Below are 16,200 nucleotides of genomic sequence, written 5' to 3' on the forward strand. Positions count from 1 at the left end.
CATTACAACGTCGAGTACTCCATGTATCGAATCATAGCCGATGAGGCTGATTTTATTGTTATTTCCAAATCAGCCAAAGTGCATTTCCACAGCCAGGATGGGACTGCAGGCGTGGTGGCGCAGGCTGAGCAAGATTTAGGGATTAAGCTTTTTGCTGTTCATCGACTCGATACACCCACGTCCGGTCTGTTGATTCTGGCTAAGAGCGCGGTCGCCGCCAAGCAATTTACTGAGCTGTTTACCACCCATAAAGTGCAGAAATTTTACCTCGCCCTCGCGAAAGGCAAGCCGAAGAAGAAGCAAGGCTGGGTGATTGGTGACATGGCAAAGTCGCGTCGTAGCATGTTTAAGTTACTGCGGACTAAAGAGAATCCAGCGATTACGCAGTTTTTCTCCTTGAGTGTTGGTGAGGGGTTGCGTTTATATTTGCTTAAACCCCACTCAGGTAAAACCCATCAATTAAGAGTTGCCTTGGCGAGCTTAGGTGTACCCATTTTAGGGGATGATTTATACGGCGGTGAGGCAGCTGATCGGTGTTATCTGCATGCCTATTGTCTGCATTTTCGCTATGGTGATGACGTGACAGGTTGGCATGATTACGCTTATCGGGATTTGCCGACTCAAGGTGAGCATTTTGGTGCAGAAGGTGTCACTGAGGCGCTAGTTTCATGGCGTGAGCCCGATACTTTGGCTTGGCCTGCGAAAGGAGATTAATCTTTGCAGCGTTATGTTGCGAAAGCCTAGCAAGCTTGGCAAATACGGTCTCTGCCCTCAGATTTTGCGCGGTACATAGCTTGGTCTGCTTGAATGAGTAGTTTGTCAGGTTGGCATCCTTGATAAATCGTGGCGTAACCTAAACTGGCATGGATTTTTATCGTAACACCTTGCCATATAAATGAATTATCCTTAAGTACTTGATGCAATTTCTCGGCGACGACTCTGGCCGCGGGTGCATCAGTCGCGGGTAAAATCACCAGAAACTCCTCTCCACCGTGACGACATAGGGCGTCATTTTCTCGCAATACCGATCCAAACAGTCTCGCCGCCGTCAGCAGGGCGAGATCGCCCGCATCGTGCCCGTATTGATCGTTGATATCTTTAAAATGATCAAGATCCAATAAAATCATACTGTAAGGTACTTTATCCCGCAGCCAGCGTTGATGGATATTGTTTAAAAACTTATACATAGCACGGCGATTCCACAGGCCTGTAAGTTGGTCCCGCTCCGCTAACATGCGGATTTTACTGACAAGCCGCGTCATGGCATTACCTATCATCACGATATTGATCAATAGGGCCAGAAAGACATAGAACCAAAGCACAGGTATGGCTTCTTGCGTGTGCATGGCGATAAACATCGGACTTTCTTCGGGAGAGAGTAAGGCGATAAAGATACGAATGATAAAAATACCCACCATGGCGACTAAGGGCATGACCATAGCGATGGCGACTCGATTTCCCGTATCGCGTTTGATGGCAAGATAGTTATCTCGAGTTAACATGGCGAAAATGAGCGCGGCGCAGGCTGAGAATACGATGGCCAAAATGCGTTCGGAGCTGAAATTAGGTGGAACCAAAAGCATCACACCAGCGGTGAGTGCTAAAAGAATAAGATCCGATTTTACGCTGGGCTTGAGTCTAAAAAGCGCCTTCGTTCCCCAACGCGCTAGAATGAAGCCAAATAAAATCGCCATATCCGAGCAGAACCAAAAAAAGTAACTGGAGGCTTCGGTGCGTTGGCTGTTGAGTATGATGCCAAGGAGGACGAACAAGTTCGCCAGAGAAAAGCGCATACTGGCTTGAGTGGCAATTTTTAACGGTTGTGCAATGAGTCCCCATGCGACGGCAGCCGTGCTAGTCAGCAGGCAAATAAACTTGATGAGTAATAAGGCTTGGGGATCAAATATCATTCTTTTACTTCATATTTTTCTTTAACTATAGATGCTTTTAGGGATTTTCGGTTGGAGTTTACTGGATATCTTAGTCTACTCTGGACAGATAATGGGTTGAATATCCCTTTTCATTTTAGGAAATGGTAAGGACCTTCATTTAGGCTGCTACTGGGATTATTTACGCCTTGCAAACTAAAAGGTTTGCAAATTCTGAGTCTTCCTGCGAAGTTAGATCTTGTTGATTTGCCTACAATCTCCGTTTTGAGGATGTTCTGTTATGGATACAAATAAACTACTTTTAGTCATTATTGCGATTTTATTGCCCCCAGTTGCTGTATTTTTGAAGGCGGGAGCGGGTAAAGATCTGCTAATAAACATAGTGTTATGTTTACTGTTCTGGTTCCCTGGTTTATTACACGCACTCTGGGTCGTGACCAAGGCATAATTTGCTTTCTTCCACACAATAAAAAAGCGCAATGTAATTGCGCTTTTTTATGTTTCAAAATGGGCCTTTCACTTAGAAAGGTAAGGTGTAGCCTATTGTTGCAGTACGCCCCATCCCTTTGAAATAACGATCATTTGTACCCATGGTTTGTGAGTAATAATTGAAATAATCCTTATTAAATAGATTTTGCAAACCTAGGCTCAGGGTGCCAGTGTAAAGCGGCATAGAGAAGGAAGCATCGACTGTCGTGTAGCCATCAAATTCCGCATACTTGTTGCCCGCCGCGTTTTTAAAATCGCGGTCCATGTAGTAATTGGCTTGAACGCGGGTCGACATTTCATTATCGAAGCTATGGGTCCAGAACAGGTTGATACGGTTTGGTGAAATATTTGCACCATCGAGATCGGTATCGACTTGGCTATCACCATTTGAATCGTATTCGCCCTGCTGGAAGGCGATATTCATGCCGAGATCATCATTGCTGGTAATGTAGGCGGTGACATTGGCTTCAATACCATCGATCACACTCTTTTCGCGCTTCACGTCGTAGAAACCATCACTATTTAAGGCCAAACGTGAGCCAAAATCAGTAGCGGAACGATAGTAAGCTAGCTTAGCGCTTAAGTATTTACCTTGGTAATCGGCGCCGACTTCAACGTTATCTGTGACGATTGGCGTGAGCGCCAGTGAGCCATCTATGCTGGGATTGTCGCCGGGGAAGCTTTTACCATCACGCAGAATTCGGCCGATATCCGGCATGCCAAAACCTTGGTTATAGCTGGTATAAACGCGAATGTCAGGAGTGATTTTATAAGAGATACCGACGTTAAATAAGGTTTCATCGAAGGTGGCTGAACCGCCCGCAATTTGCTTATTGCCTGCACCCCATAGGGTTTTGTAGTCATCGACACTTAACTCGGCATGTTCGTAACGAACACCAGTCGATAAGGTTAAATTTTCAATTAAGTCATAATCTAACTGCAAGTATGGCGCAACGTTGTCATAGGTACTTTCGGGAACCCATGAAAAGCCAGTTTTTACTAAATCTTGCTCAGTGGTGTCGCGGAAAAGGTCGACACCGTAGGCCGCATCAATTCCTGAGCCGGCAATATCCTTAGCGATCAAGGCGCTTTTTAAACCCCATTTAACCGAAGAGTTACGCGATTGCTCGTAGTACAAGCTTTCGCCTTTACTGCCTATACCGCATTGGATGACTTGATCGCTGCCTTCGAAGGATGGATCGTAGAAGCTATCGAAACAGCCGCCACCATAAACCGCTTTAAAATCTTGATTAAAGAGTTGCAGGCTAAGTTGCTGGCCACCAATGTTGGCGTGGGTGTAAGTCAAACTTGTGGTGGTCACTTGGTTGTTGGCGGCTTCCCATGGCTGAGTTTCTTTAACTGCACCTGTGGGTACACCATTGGGCTTGTCACCTGCAACGGGCATCCAATCGCCATTGTTGTCTGCATTGTAATGGTTAACCATTAATTCAAGGCGTGACTCATCGAAGTTATGGCCAAGCTTGATGAAGAAATCTTTGCTTTGACTGTCCATCGACTCGCCTTGAGTCGTGTCGACACCCACTACGTTATGATTGGCATCGTAATAGACGCCATTATTGCGGTAGCTAACCGAACCTATCATGTCGATAAATTCTGACTCGCCAGAAAACGCATAGCTAGCACCAAAGCTTAAGCCATTGGATTTCATTGAATCAGGCACTGTGACATCGAAACTAGCAACCTGTTCGCTGTCGCCTGTAGGCTTTTTAGTGATGTAGTTGATGATACCGCCCTGGGCACCGAGACCGTGCATTGCATTGGCGCCGTGAATGATTTCGATGCGCTCAATCATGGCAGGATCTATGGTTTGTCCCTCTCTACCACCACTGCGAAGTGGGTTCGATTGAGGCACTCCGTCGATCATAATCAATGGCGGACGACCACGCAGGGTTTCACCTGTGTTACTCATCTTCTGGCGGCTCGGTGAAAAGCTAGGCGCTAAGTTACCGATAATAGTCGATAAATCTTTAGTGGTGCGGAACTGTTCTTCTAATTGGGCGCGGTCGATGATAGTGACAGTATTGGGGATCGAGCTGGGGGATTTATCCATTCGACTTGCGGTGACAGTGATTTTTTCTATGTCTTTATTTTTGTTGTTTGGACTGTTGTCGGTGGCATCTTGGGCCGCAGCGGATTGGGTTAACGCTGCCAATACGGCTAAAGCAACAAACGAGGTTTTGAATGTCATATAACTTCCTGCTAAGGGCGAATGAGTTTGTTACACCGGCTCCCTTGGCATAGGTTAATATTCCATTAAATTGTATTACAAATGATAACGATTTTTATTATTCGCGATTTTAGGGGAGGAATTACAGCTTGTCTAGTCACGCCATACAGGAAATTGCATGATTTGACGACAGTATGAATAAATTGCGACACAGCACTCGGTATCGAGAGGTTTTACTGTAAAGGCCATGCATATAGTGCGAGTTCATGTCGGTAAAGCATTACCTTTTTTGGCATTTGTCTTTGATTTAGGAGACCTATGCTTTAGTCGCAGGTTTGATTATTTGATTGGGCTACGCGTTTGCCTTAGTGCTTTCGATTGTCTGGCGTGTTGATGGAAGGCTATAATCGCGCCCCTTTATATCGTATCTTGCATTGGTACTCTGATGAACCGTAAAAAGAAGATTAATCAAACCTTGAAGAGCAAGGCAAAAAAGGCCAATGCCAAACTGCAATCTAGCAATAAACCTAAATATATTGCAAAGGCAGAGAGAGAAGCATTAGCTGCGGCAGTTGAGCATGAGACCCCATCAAAAACCGCAGAACCTCAGCTTGATATTGGACTGCCAATAAGCTGATTAAAGTAAGTAGTTAAGCCTATAGTGCAGTTAAATACTCGATAGGGTTTTGATAAAAGGCCTTTTTATAACCTTGGGTTGAAGTATCCATCAGCCAAGGTTTAGGCAATAAGCTCAAAATGGAATAGTGCAGATGGGGCGGTTTACCTTGTGCATTGCCCGTATCGCCGACAGTGCCCAAAGTGTCACCTTGGTAGGTAATCAATCCTGTGGCTGATTCAATTTGGGCTAAATGGGCAAAGTAATGAATTTGCCATTTAGGACCTAAACCAACCACCACATTTCCTCCTTTGAAGAAGTCACCTCGATACAAGATCAGCATAGGCGTTGGCGCAATCACTGCGGTGTTTTTGGCGGCGAAAATATCTATCCCCTTGTGAACGCCCGATGGACCCCAAGGTTCATACCAAAAGGTTTGGCTGTTCCAATCTTTACTGCTGGCACCTTTTACTGGGATCGCGGGTGACTCAGGGATCAGATAACCACCAAGTAGCAGTAACGTCAGTGCTAATCCAACATATTTCAATTTCATTTTTTATCCTACATTAAGTGTTTGCGTACCTTAAGTTTTAATGAAACTCGCTAAATTCCCGCCAATTTTCAGGATATTGCAAGCGCTCAGTTTCTGAGAGTGATAGCCAATAGGGGCGCCAAAAATAGCTGCACCAAAAGTCGATATTACCTTGAAGACTGCCGAGGGTATCGGGATCGATATTAGGAAAGCTTTCCCATGGATTGGGCGGGGTGGATTTGAATCTGATTAATGCTTCTAGCAAGGGTTTGTCATTGGTCACTAAGGTTATGCACACACCCGCAAAATCGTCATATTGGTTCAGTAATACGCAGGTCGCTTGGGTTGGATGTTCGATAAAACCGTTAAAGTTGACCGTTTGCTCGGGCAATATGTTAAAGCCTGCCTGGCTAAGTAAAGTGTTTAAGGCCTCTTTCCCTTGGTAAGTCAGCAAGCAATGCAATTGATAAGCAAAAATATCTGCTCTGTCCATAGGTACAACGAGTGGATAGGTTTGTATGATTGGCAAGCTGATATTGGGCATCTGGGTTTGATGAAAAACAGTGCGTAACTCAGTTTGTGGCCTAGATTGCTTGAAGCTATCACTATTACGTGCAAGGCGTTGTTTAATCCAAGTTAATACTGACATTATTGTTATTTCTCAGTGAACCTTACTGGGGAATGGCGTATTTGCGGATTCTGCAATCGGGGATGCCGTGATTTCCGGGGCCTGCCATCTTAACCAACCTTTTACTCGAGGCGCATCAATATACCAGAGGCCGTTTTGTTGAATTAATGCCAACCGTTCGCGTGATGGGCCAAAGGGGCCGGGATTTTGCTGAGCAATTTCAATACTGCTATCGGTAACTGAGGCAATGATCGCAACGTGACCATAGGGGTTAAATATCCATGGAGAAAACACGAGTAGATCATCCTGCATAGGTTTGGTCTGACTCGCATTAGTGTATTGCCGCATAGCGCGTTTTTCATTCCACATGCCATCGCTTAACTTGTTATCAAAAAAGTCTCTAGCATGGCCTAAAGCGTCAGGCATTTTATGCTGGTAGCGTTGGTAAAAGTAGCGCTTAACAAATTCAACACATTGATATTGAATACCTAAGTTATAACCATCTATAGATAGGTTGCGTCCTGAATGGGTATTAACTCCTCCGTTATAATAGATATTAACCCCGTTTAGAGTGTCGATGACTTCTCCTACTTGATGGTGGGAATTAAAGTTAATCCGAGTTATCAGACTGTAGGCACAGTATACGAGCCCCATCAGTATCGCGAAAAAAGCTAATAGAATGGATAAGCGTCTAATCATCTTTAGTACGGCAAGCTAAAAAGAGTTGTTGAGTAAGATACTTATCTCACTTTCGGGCTGCGTATTTTATGTTCTGAAGAACATGGACGTCTAGGGTATGGGTTTTATATTGGCACAGGTTAATACTTTTGTGTGATCTAAGGTTATCTAAAACAAAGGCCGCATCAGCGGCCTTTGTTATTTGTGGCGCTTAGAGTAAAGCGGTTGCGAGTAGATAACCGACAGCCGATGCTGTCGCTACACCGATAAAGCCTGGAATGATAAAGCTGTGGTTAATGATGAACTTACCTATTTTAGTCGTACCTGAACGGTCAAAGCCGATACAGGCCAGATCACTTGGATAGGTTGGTAGCACGAAATAACCGTAGCTTGCAGGGAGGAAGGCGATTAAGAGTTTTGGATCTACCCCTAAGGCGAGTCCCATAGGTGCGATTGCAGTAAGTGCTGCCGCTTGGCTATTAACAAGCTTAGAGATGAGAAACAGCACTAAGGCATAGGTCCAAGGCTGGCTTTGTACTACATGGGACAAGTTTTCTTGAAGTACATCCATATGGCTGATGAAGAAAGTATCACTCATCCACGCCACACCAAATACTGAGAAAATTGCCACCATGCCCGCTTTAAAAACGGGACCGTTAGAGATGTTAGTCGGTTTGACTTTACAGGTCATCAGGATAAATGCACCTGCAATTAACATCATCATCTGGATGACTAAGTTCATCGAGAGCAAGGTCGACTTACCTTTAACGTCAAAGGCGGGACGCAATTCACTAAATGAACCTAACAGTACCACAGCAGCGATAGCGGTGAAGAAAATCCCCGTTGCCCAGTAAGCTTCCTTCGGATATTTTTGATTTAACAGGGTTTCGCTCTTGTCATAGATAAAGGCTCTTTGGACTGGATCTTTAATGCGTTCTTGAAATTCTTCATCTTTATCTAAATCTTTACCACGACGCAGACTCCAAAGTGCAGCGGCCATGACACCGCAAAGCGATGCTGGCACTGACACCATTAAAATTTCGAGCAGATTGTAAGCGCGGCCTACACCCTGTTGTGATGCCAGAATCGACACCATAGACACCACAGCTACCGACACGGGCGAGGCACAAATCGCCATTTGCGAGGCGACAGATGCCACCGCCATTGGGCGCTCTGGGCGAATATTTTTCTTCAGCGCGATATCGGAAATAATCGGGAACATGGTGTAAACCACATGGCCAGTACCGCAAAGGAAGGTCAGCGTCCACGTGGTCAGTGGTGCTAGAATCGTGATGTATTGTGGATGACGGCGCAGTAAGCGCTCGGCATACTGCATCATCACATCTAATCCACCCGCGGTTTGCAATACGGCTGCACAGCCAATGACTGCAAGTATGGTTAGCATAACTTGCACTGGCGGTTGTCCCGGCACTAAACCGAAAACAAAAATCAGTAAAAATAAGCCAATACCGCTGATGAGGCCTAATCCCATGCCGCCGTAGCGGGTACCTAGCAGTAGGCAGCTAAGCACTACTATAAATTCCATTAAAATCATCCGATTTACCTCTGCGGAACTTACCGCTTAGCTATTAGTTGAGTGATGAGTGTCTTCAGGAACATTCTGCGGAGTAAAAGTGTTTGAAAAATTGCGCTGGCGCATGGTGTAAATAAAAAATGGCATTAGTTTTTTCGGAAATTTGACCTAACGCTAGAAACATGTGGCGATAAGTTGCATTCTGGTTACGAGTTTTACGGATTGGGCTAACGCTTTGAGCTCACTCCGTTTAAAAGAACGATAACAATACTCAAGGATAAGCCCGTGAAACCTGCCACCTTTAATACCGAAGCCTTTGATGATTGGATCCGCAGCCGCTTTGTGGAACTCAATTCCGAGCTAGAACAGCTTTACTACCAACAAACAGATCGGGCCAATGTGCTCGATATCGGCGCAGAAGCTAAGTTGGCGCTGGAGAGCGAAGGGCGAGAGTTGATTAAGACCTTGCTCGATGAGGGGAATACTGATGAAGGTTTCGACAGTGCCTTCGATTTACTCGGCAATGTGGGCTTGTATATGGCGGCCTGTCGGCGCCATGAAATTACCGAGCCCTCGCGGGAAACGACATCGCCATTAGCTGAGGCTTCTGCGCTCGCCATGCATATTGGCGCTTCAATAGGCGTCACGCCGCGCTTTGCCACCGCACATTTAACTACTCATAATCGTGCCCACAATGGCATTTATAAGCGCTTTACCGATCTGAGCGCCGAAAAGCTGTTTGTGGATTACAACACTAAGGGCATTTTGGCCTATAAACGCGCCGCCGATGCGCTATTGAAGATCCAGCCTTTGGGCATTTCCCATCCCATCAGTCACGATTTACTGCGAGTCGCTAAACAGGCCTTGCAAGATGTGATTGAGTCGAATACTCAATTATTCAACCGATTAGATACTGACCGTTTCTTTTACTGTGTTCGTCCTTACTACAAACCTTATCGGGTGGGTTCAGTCATCTATCGCGGTGCCAATGCAGGTGATTTTGCGGGGATTAATGTCATCGATTTAACGCTAGGTCTTTGTTTTGCAAACGAAGCCTCCTATTCACAAATGCTGGTGGACAAGTTTTTATACATGATGCCGGAGGATCAACAGATATTGCGCGAGTGCATGCGTCGGCCGAATTTGATGGATGACTTCTTGCTGGCAAAAGACTGCTCAACCCAAGATTGGTATCAAGAAAACTTGCGACTCTTTATCGAAGTCTGCGAATTACATGGCGAGACTGCGATTCAGCACCATAATGAGTTAGTAACTAAATATATTGCTGAGCCTTCGACAAGTATGGAGCAGCAGCATTTAGCTAAGGTTACCGCGAGTGGTCCGCCACTGCATGTGCTACTCGGCTCATTGGAGCGACTCAGAGACAGACGCGCCGCCGCTCAGCGCAGCGATATTCGGACTCGTTATTGTGATATTAAAAAACTAAAAGAGAGTTTGAGATAACACTATGTTTGAAGATTTTAAAAAGGACTTTTACCTAGCAGGTCCAGGATATCTATTAAACCATTCCGTTGGCCGGCCATTAAAATCGACCGAGCAGGTCTTTAAAGAAGCCTTTTTTGCGCCTTGGCAGGAGTCGGGGCGTGAACCTTGGGGCCAGTGGTTGGGTGTGATTGATGATTTTACCTTTGCTTTATCTAAACTATTTAACGGCCACCAGAAGGATTTTTGCCCTCAGGTCAATCTTTCCAGTGCGCTGACTAAAATTGTCATGTCCCTCGACAGATTGAACCGCGAACACGCCGTTGTGTTAATGAGTGAGATTGATTTTCCCAGCATGGGTTTTGCCCTTAAAAAAGCGCTGCCTGCCAGTTGCGAAGTACGCTTTATTCCTAAAGGGCTCGATATCACCGACCCTAATGTGTGGGATGCGCATATCAGCCGCGATGTGGATCTGGTGTTTGTCAGCCATGCTTACTCGAATACGGGGCAGCAGGCGCCATTAGCCAATATTTTCACTATAGCCCGTGAGCGAGGTTGTTTGAGCTTAGTGGATGTAGCGCAATCGGCGGGGATTATTCCGCTGGATCTTGCGCGCCTACAACCCGATTTTTTAATCGGTTCGAGTGTGAAATGGCTCTGCGGCGGCCCTGGTGCTGCCTATCTTTGGGTTAATCCCGCCATATTGGATAGTTGTCAGCCTAAAGATGTGGGTTGGTTTAGCCACGAGAATCCGTTCGAATTTGATATCCATGATTTTCGTTACCAGCATTCCGCACTGCGCTTTTGGGGAGGGACACCATCAATCGCGCCTTATGCCATTGCCACCCATAGCATTCATTATCTTGCTGGTTTAGGTACTCCGTTGCTGCGTAAATACAATCAGCAATTGATTGATGCTGTGGCGCAAGAGCTCGACCATGAGTTTGTGTCGCCGCGGGATACTGAAAAGCGCAGCGGCACGCTTATTCTGCAGTTTGGTAAACAGCAGCATCAAATGATGACGGCATTGGCGAACGCGAATATTAGTGTCGACGCCCGCAGTATGGGGATCCGGATTTCTCCGCATATTTATAACAATATGGCTGATATCAAGTTGTTACTTGATGTGATTAAAGCAAATCGCTAACTTAAATGATTTAAAATGGCTTGCTAGGCTAAGTTGTACCACGTAATTACAACTAACAAGGCACAACACTCTGGGAGGCAAACCGCGACATGGTCGTTCCCGTATGCCGGCGTTAACTCACTGTCACACAGGCAACTTGAGGTTATTTATTGGGGGCGATCATGCTTAAATCTTGTAGTCATAGCGGCAGACCATAGGTCGCGGGGTGTGGAGCTTGGGATCGCTGGGCGTGATCGCTAAATCTGCAGGTAGCATAACAGTATCGATGATCAACGCACTGCTCATATCAACGAGTGTCAGCGGGATGGTAAAGAGCAGCAAGGGCGGGGCCGCCAACGCTGAGATAATCATACACTCCTCGCCATTATCAACAGCCGTTTGCACACTTGAGAAAGAATGACCCCAAGTTGAATCTTCTCCCATCCTCGACGTTATCGTTGCACATCCCGTGAGAGAACAGCACACGACCAACCAAGTCAACCAACGCATAACCACTCCATTGTTTATATGTGAAAAACTGCATTGCTTCGGTATGATCTACTCACTTGATCAACTGAGAGCGTTAGTGATGTGGAACCAGATCTGGTTTCATTTGACGCCAACCTGTTCTGTTTCAACAGCTTGGCATTCTAACTATATGATTATATCTGTCAATTATTCATCAACAGAAACGAGATACAGCCAACCTCAATAACCTAGTTGTTAACGGCGACTCTTGTTTTGGATTGGTATTAATCATGGAGGTTTGTATGCCGTGCCCTTGCAGAACTCAGATGAGTTTTGAACATACTCTTTAAAATCAGTCTCCACTTCCCTCACTGGTCATCTAGCTACTTTTATTACTTTCCTTAAAACTGCTTCAGTAAATATTCGCTTGAGGGTAGGCCGAGAGCATATTATGTTGCTGATTTAAAATGGATGGCTGGATTTACTGCTTAGCGATGACCACGCTACAAGTAGAGTCTACCGAGAGGTAACAGGATGAACAATAAAGCAGCGCCGCAGCAGTCTGCGTCGACAGAGCAAGACACACAACCGTTGAACGACAGCCGGTATGAAGATCTGCCGCGCAGTGAGTACCTGCAATTACCCCAAGAGGAGCAAGACCGGCTCAATAAGCTACGTCAGCAGCGGGTGCGTGAGGCGCCCACCCTCTATGAGTGGGATATTAGGGTAGCGACCGTGTATGGCATGGGGTGGCTCGTTGTCATTATTCCCTGCGGGATAATGGTGCTGATTGGCTTGGTGGCGTACTGGTATGAGTCTGACCAATGGTATGGTTTTTTTTTCATGGCACTGATTTTTGCGCCATTTATCCGCTACCTCTGGTTGGCCGACAAACAGTACCACTATCGACTCACCACCGAGGGGTTAGTTACCACCTATCATGATGCGATTCCGGATGCAGCCTATGCGGTAGTGCGTGGGTTGGCTTGGTTTGGGGTGGTGGTTTGTATTGTCGGGGTGGCCTTTTTAGGCCCGGCCGCCTTGGTCGGCGCGGGTGGTTTTGCCGTGATGGCATTTTTCTTTACTGGTTTTAAAAATATAGAGACTACTTACGAGAGTCCTATAAAAAATGGGCATCGTCATTTGATTAAGGTAACGCGGAATCGTCCATTTATTGCCTGCCAATCGGATGTACGAACAATGGGCTTACGCGCAAGTATTCGTCTTCATTGCCCATTGGATAAGATACACATTATCTTGTCATTGCTGATGACGCAGTTACCTGATTCTGAAATCCGTGTATTTAAAAATGAGCGCGTGTTAGATGGCGTACCATTTGCGTCATTTGAGTCAGGCGAACCTGCCCAACTGTCAGATTTCGCCCCTAAGAATCCCCAGCCCAGTTAACGTTTTTTCTCGCGCCTGTTATTGGCGCGAGATTCGGTGTCATCAATGGCAGCTTTGCCACTAAGATGCTAACAGACCTTTAGCAGCAAGGTCGTCAAGAGCGAGAAGACATTAAGTACGAGCTGTGTGGGTAGGTTAACGATGACCGTGCAGTCCGTGGGCACAGCAAAGGAATAGCTATATGAATAAGAGAGCAGCGCCGCAGCAGTTGGCGTCGACAGAGCAAGAGACAAAACTGTTGGACGACAGTCGGTATGAAGACCTGCCGCGCAGTGAGTACCTGCAATTACCCCAAGAGGAGCAAAGCCGGCTCAATAAGCTACGTCAGCAGCGGGTGCGTGAGGCGCCCACGCTTTATGAGTGGGATATTCGGGTGGCGACTGTGTATGGTATGGGGTGGATCATGGTTCTTATTCCGTGCGGGATTACGGCTCTAGTTGGGTTGGTGACATATTGGTATGGATTTGAACAATGGTATTATTTTCTCATCATAGTGATGATTTTTGGGCCATTTATGCGCTACCTCTGGTTGGCCGACAAACAGTACCATTATCGGCTCACCACCGAGGGGTTGGTTACCACCTATCATGACGTTATTCCGGATGCCGCCTACGCGGTAGTGCGGGGGCTGGCTTGGTTTGGGGTAGTTGTTTGCATCGTCGGCGTGGCGTTGTTAGGCCCGGCCGCCTTGGTCGGCGCGGGTGGTTTTGCCGTGATGGCATTTTTCTTTACTGGTTTTAAAAATGTAGAAACCACCTCAATAAGTGCTATCAAGCGTGGACATCCCCACATGATAAAAGTGACCCACAAGAGGCCATATATATCGTGTGATACAGACAGGTTTTATTTCGGATATTATTCAAATCTCGACTGTTATTGCCATCCCGAAGATATGCATAAAGTGTTGTCGCTACTGATGAAGCAATTACCGGGGTCGAAACTCTTTTTATTGAAAAATGAACGAATAGTTGGTCTCTCTAAAGTTGGCACCCGTGACGGCGAACCAGTCCAATTGTCAGATTTTGCCCCTGAGAATACTCAGCCCAGTTAGCGTTTTTTCTCGCGCCTGTTATTGGCGCTAATTACGACCATTATCTGGATACAGGCTAACAGACCTTTAGCGGCGAGGTCGTCAAGGGTGAGAAGACATTAAGTTCGAGCTGTTAACGATGACCATGCAGTACCGTGGGCACAGCAAAGGAATAGCTATATGAATAAGAGGGCAGCGCCGCAGTCGGCGTCGACAGAGCAAGAGACACAACTGTTGGACGACAGTCGGTATGAAGACCTGCCGCGCAGTGAGTACCTGCAATTACCCCAAGAGGAGCAAGACCGGCTCTATCAGTTGCGTCTGCAGCGGGTGCGAGAGGCGCCCACGCTTTATGAGTGGGATATTCGGGTGGCGACTGTCTATGGTCTATTTTGGTTAACCTTCCTGATCCCGTGTGGCTGTTTAGCACTTATAGGGAGCTATTTGTTATCTGGCGATACTAGCTTGGGTATGGGGTTAATCATCATGGCCCTAATAATGTTCCTATCTGCTCGTTACCTCTGGTTTGCAGACAAGCAGTACCATTATCGGCTCACCACCGAGGGGTTAGTTACCACCTATCATGATGCTATTCCGGATGCAGCCTACGCGGTAGTACGGGGGCTGGCTTGGTTTGGGGTGGTAGTTTGTATTGTCGGAGTGGCTTTTTTAGGCCCAGCAGCGCTGATTGGTGCAGGCGGAATGGCTCTGGGGGCATTTTTCTTTACTGGTTTTAAAAATGTAGAAACCACCTCAATAAGTGCTATCAAGCGTGGACATCCCCACATGATAAAAGTGACCCACAAGAGGCCATATATATCGTGTGATACAGACAGGTTTTATTTCGGATATTATTCAAATCTCGACTGTTATTGTCATCCCGAAGATATGCATAAAGTGTTGTCGCTACTGATGAAGCAATTACCGGGGTCGAAACTCTTTTTATTGAAAAATGAACGAATAGTTGGCCTCTCTAAAGTTGGCACCCGTGACGGCGAACCAGTCCAATTGTCAGATTTTGCCCCTGAGAATACCCTGCCCAGTTAACGTTTTTCTTGCGCCTATTATTGGCGCGAGATTCGGTGTCATCAGTGGCAGCTTTGCCACCAAGATGCTGACAGGCCTTTCGCGGCAAGGTCGTCAAGGGCGAGAAGACATTAAGTACAAGCTGTGTGGGTAGGTTAACGACGACCGTGCAGTCCGTGGGCACTGCAAAGGAATAGCTATATGAATAAGAGAGCAGCGCCGCAGCAGTCGGCGTCGACAGAGCAAGAGACGCAACCGTTGGACGACAGTCGGTATGAAGATCTGCCGCGCAGTGAGTTCCTGCAATTACCCCAAGAGGAGCAAGACCGGCTCAATAAGCTACGTCAGCAGCGGGTGCGTGAGGCGCCCACCCTCTATGAGTGGGATATTAAGGTAGCGACTGTGTATGCCATGGGGTGGCTCGTTGTCATTATTCCCTGCGGGATAATGGTGCTGATTGGCTTGGTGGCGTACTGGTATGAGTCTGACCAATGGTATGGTTTTTTTTTCATGGCGCTGATTTTTGCGCCATTTATCCGCTACCTCTGGTTGGCCGACAAACAGTACCATTATCGGCTCACCACTGAGGGTTTAGTTACTACCTATCATGACGCGATTCCGGATGCCGCCTATGCGGTAGTGCGGGGGCTGGCTTGGTTTGGAGTGGTGGTTTGTATTGTCGGGGTGGCCTTTTTAGGCCCAGCAGCGCTGATTGGTGCAGGCGGAATGGCTCTGGGGGCATTTTTCTTTACTGGTTTTAAAAATGTAGAAACCACCTCAATAAGTGCTATCAAGCGTGGACATCCCCACATGATAAAAGTGACCCACAAGAGGCCATATATATCGTGTGATACAGACAGGTTTTATTTCGGATATTATTCAAATCTCGACTGTTATTGCCATCCCGAAGATATGCATAAAGTGTTGTCGCTACTGATGAAGCAATTACCGGGGTCGAAACTCTTTTTATTGAAAAATGAACGAATAGTTGGCCTTTCTAAAGTTGGCATCCGTGACGGCGAACCAGTCCAATTGTCAGATTTTGCCCCTGAGAATACCCTGCCCAGTTAACGTTTTTTCTCGCGCCTATTATTTATTGGCGCGAGATTCGGTGTCCATCAGTGGCTGCTTTGCCACTAAGATGCT

The 16,200-nt window shown here is 46.5% G+C and carries 16 protein-coding genes; 9 read left to right on the forward strand and 7 right to left on the reverse strand.

All coding sequences use genetic code 11. The features are described from left to right. Positions 1-21 precede the first annotated feature (21 nt). Positions 22-714, forward strand: coding sequence for a TIGR01621 family pseudouridine synthase (locus KO531_RS12555; RefSeq protein ID WP_168826439.1), 693 nt, complete (start codon positions 22-24; stop codon positions 712-714). 26 nt (positions 715-740) lie between these two features. Here KO531_RS12555 and KO531_RS12560 read toward each other — a convergent pair whose 3' ends face one another. After that, entirely contained in the window at positions 741-1,910 is a 1,170-nt protein-coding gene (locus tag KO531_RS12560; protein ID WP_219251329.1) for a GGDEF domain-containing protein, read from the reverse strand. A gap of 259 nt (positions 1,911-2,169) precedes the next feature. On the opposite strand from KO531_RS12560, the gene KO531_RS12565 reads away from it, so the two are divergent. Beyond that, positions 2,170-2,337, forward strand: coding sequence for a YqaE/Pmp3 family membrane protein (locus tag KO531_RS12565; protein WP_006079767.1), 168 nt, complete (start codon positions 2,170-2,172; stop codon positions 2,335-2,337). A 72-nt stretch (positions 2,338-2,409) separates the two neighbouring features. Here KO531_RS12565 and KO531_RS12570 read toward each other — a convergent pair whose 3' ends face one another. After that, positions 2,410-4,587 (reverse strand): TonB-dependent receptor, encoded by a 2,178-nt coding sequence (locus KO531_RS12570; RefSeq protein ID WP_219251330.1) that lies wholly within the window; start codon positions 4,585-4,587, stop codon positions 2,410-2,412. Between the two features lie 424 nt (positions 4,588-5,011). Between KO531_RS12570 and KO531_RS12575 the strand changes: the two genes are divergently transcribed. After that, a complete protein-coding gene (locus tag KO531_RS12575) occupies positions 5,012-5,203 on the forward strand; it encodes a DUF2986 domain-containing protein (protein WP_105251106.1) in 192 nt (63 codons plus the stop codon). 19 nt (positions 5,204-5,222) lie between these two features. Here the strand turns inward: KO531_RS12575 and KO531_RS12580 are convergent, their stop codons facing one another. The 4 genes from KO531_RS12580 to KO531_RS12595 all read right to left on the reverse strand — a co-directional run bounded on the left by KO531_RS12580 (position 5,223) and on the right by KO531_RS12595 (position 8,575). After that, positions 5,223-5,735: a M23 family metallopeptidase gene (locus KO531_RS12580; protein WP_105251107.1), complete on the reverse strand. Its 513-nt coding sequence runs from the start codon at positions 5,733-5,735 to the stop codon at positions 5,223-5,225. 37 nt (positions 5,736-5,772) lie between these two features. Then, positions 5,773-6,363 carry a hypothetical protein gene (locus tag KO531_RS12585; protein WP_219251331.1) on the reverse strand — a complete coding sequence of 197 codons (591 nt, stop codon included), beginning with the start codon at positions 6,361-6,363 and terminating at the stop codon, positions 5,773-5,775. Positions 6,364-6,375: 12 nt separating this feature from the next. After that, positions 6,376-7,041 carry a CHAP domain-containing protein gene (locus tag KO531_RS12590; protein WP_219251332.1) on the reverse strand — a complete coding sequence of 222 codons (666 nt, stop codon included), beginning with the start codon at positions 7,039-7,041 and terminating at the stop codon, positions 6,376-6,378. A gap of 190 nt (positions 7,042-7,231) precedes the next feature. Further along, the gene (locus KO531_RS12595) at positions 7,232-8,575 is read right to left on the reverse strand and encodes an anaerobic C4-dicarboxylate transporter (protein WP_219251333.1); all 1,344 of its coding nucleotides are present in this window, start codon (positions 8,573-8,575) and stop codon (positions 7,232-7,234) included. 264 nt (positions 8,576-8,839) lie between these two features. Between KO531_RS12595 and KO531_RS12600 the strand changes: the two genes are divergently transcribed. After that, the gene (locus KO531_RS12600) at positions 8,840-10,018 is read left to right on the forward strand and encodes a monodechloroaminopyrrolnitrin synthase PrnB family protein (protein WP_219251334.1); all 1,179 of its coding nucleotides are present in this window, start codon (positions 8,840-8,842) and stop codon (positions 10,016-10,018) included. Positions 10,019-10,022: 4 nt separating this feature from the next. Then, positions 10,023-11,144, forward strand: a complete 1,122-nt coding sequence (locus tag KO531_RS12605; protein WP_113941336.1) for an aminotransferase class V-fold PLP-dependent enzyme — start codon at positions 10,023-10,025, stop codon at positions 11,142-11,144. 165 nt (positions 11,145-11,309) lie between these two features. On the opposite strand, the gene KO531_RS12610 is transcribed toward KO531_RS12605, so the two are convergent. Then, positions 11,310-11,567 (reverse strand): YceK/YidQ family lipoprotein, encoded by a 258-nt coding sequence (locus KO531_RS12610; protein WP_251068942.1) that lies wholly within the window; start codon positions 11,565-11,567, stop codon positions 11,310-11,312. A gap of 558 nt (positions 11,568-12,125) precedes the next feature. Here KO531_RS12610 and KO531_RS12615 point away from each other — a divergent pair. The 4 genes from KO531_RS12615 (at position 12,126) to KO531_RS12630 (ending at position 16,125) form a co-directional block, all read left to right on the forward strand. Continuing rightward, on the forward strand, positions 12,126-12,998 hold the full coding sequence (locus tag KO531_RS12615; RefSeq protein WP_219251335.1) for a hypothetical protein: 873 nt from the start codon (positions 12,126-12,128) through the stop codon (positions 12,996-12,998). 181 nt (positions 12,999-13,179) lie between these two features. Then, positions 13,180-14,049, forward strand: a complete 870-nt coding sequence (locus tag KO531_RS12620; RefSeq protein ID WP_219251336.1) for a hypothetical protein — start codon at positions 13,180-13,182, stop codon at positions 14,047-14,049. 159 nt (positions 14,050-14,208) lie between these two features. Then, positions 14,209-15,075, forward strand: coding sequence for a hypothetical protein (locus tag KO531_RS12625; RefSeq protein ID WP_219251337.1), 867 nt, complete (start codon positions 14,209-14,211; stop codon positions 15,073-15,075). 180 nt (positions 15,076-15,255) lie between these two features. Then, the gene (locus KO531_RS12630) at positions 15,256-16,125 is read left to right on the forward strand and encodes a hypothetical protein (RefSeq protein WP_131524028.1); all 870 of its coding nucleotides are present in this window, start codon (positions 15,256-15,258) and stop codon (positions 16,123-16,125) included. Positions 16,126-16,200: the final 75 nt, after the last annotated feature.

Source organism: Shewanella sp. NKUCC06_TVS, assembly GCF_019345515.1.
Lineage (GTDB): Bacteria > Pseudomonadota > Gammaproteobacteria > Enterobacterales > Shewanellaceae > Shewanella > Shewanella oncorhynchi.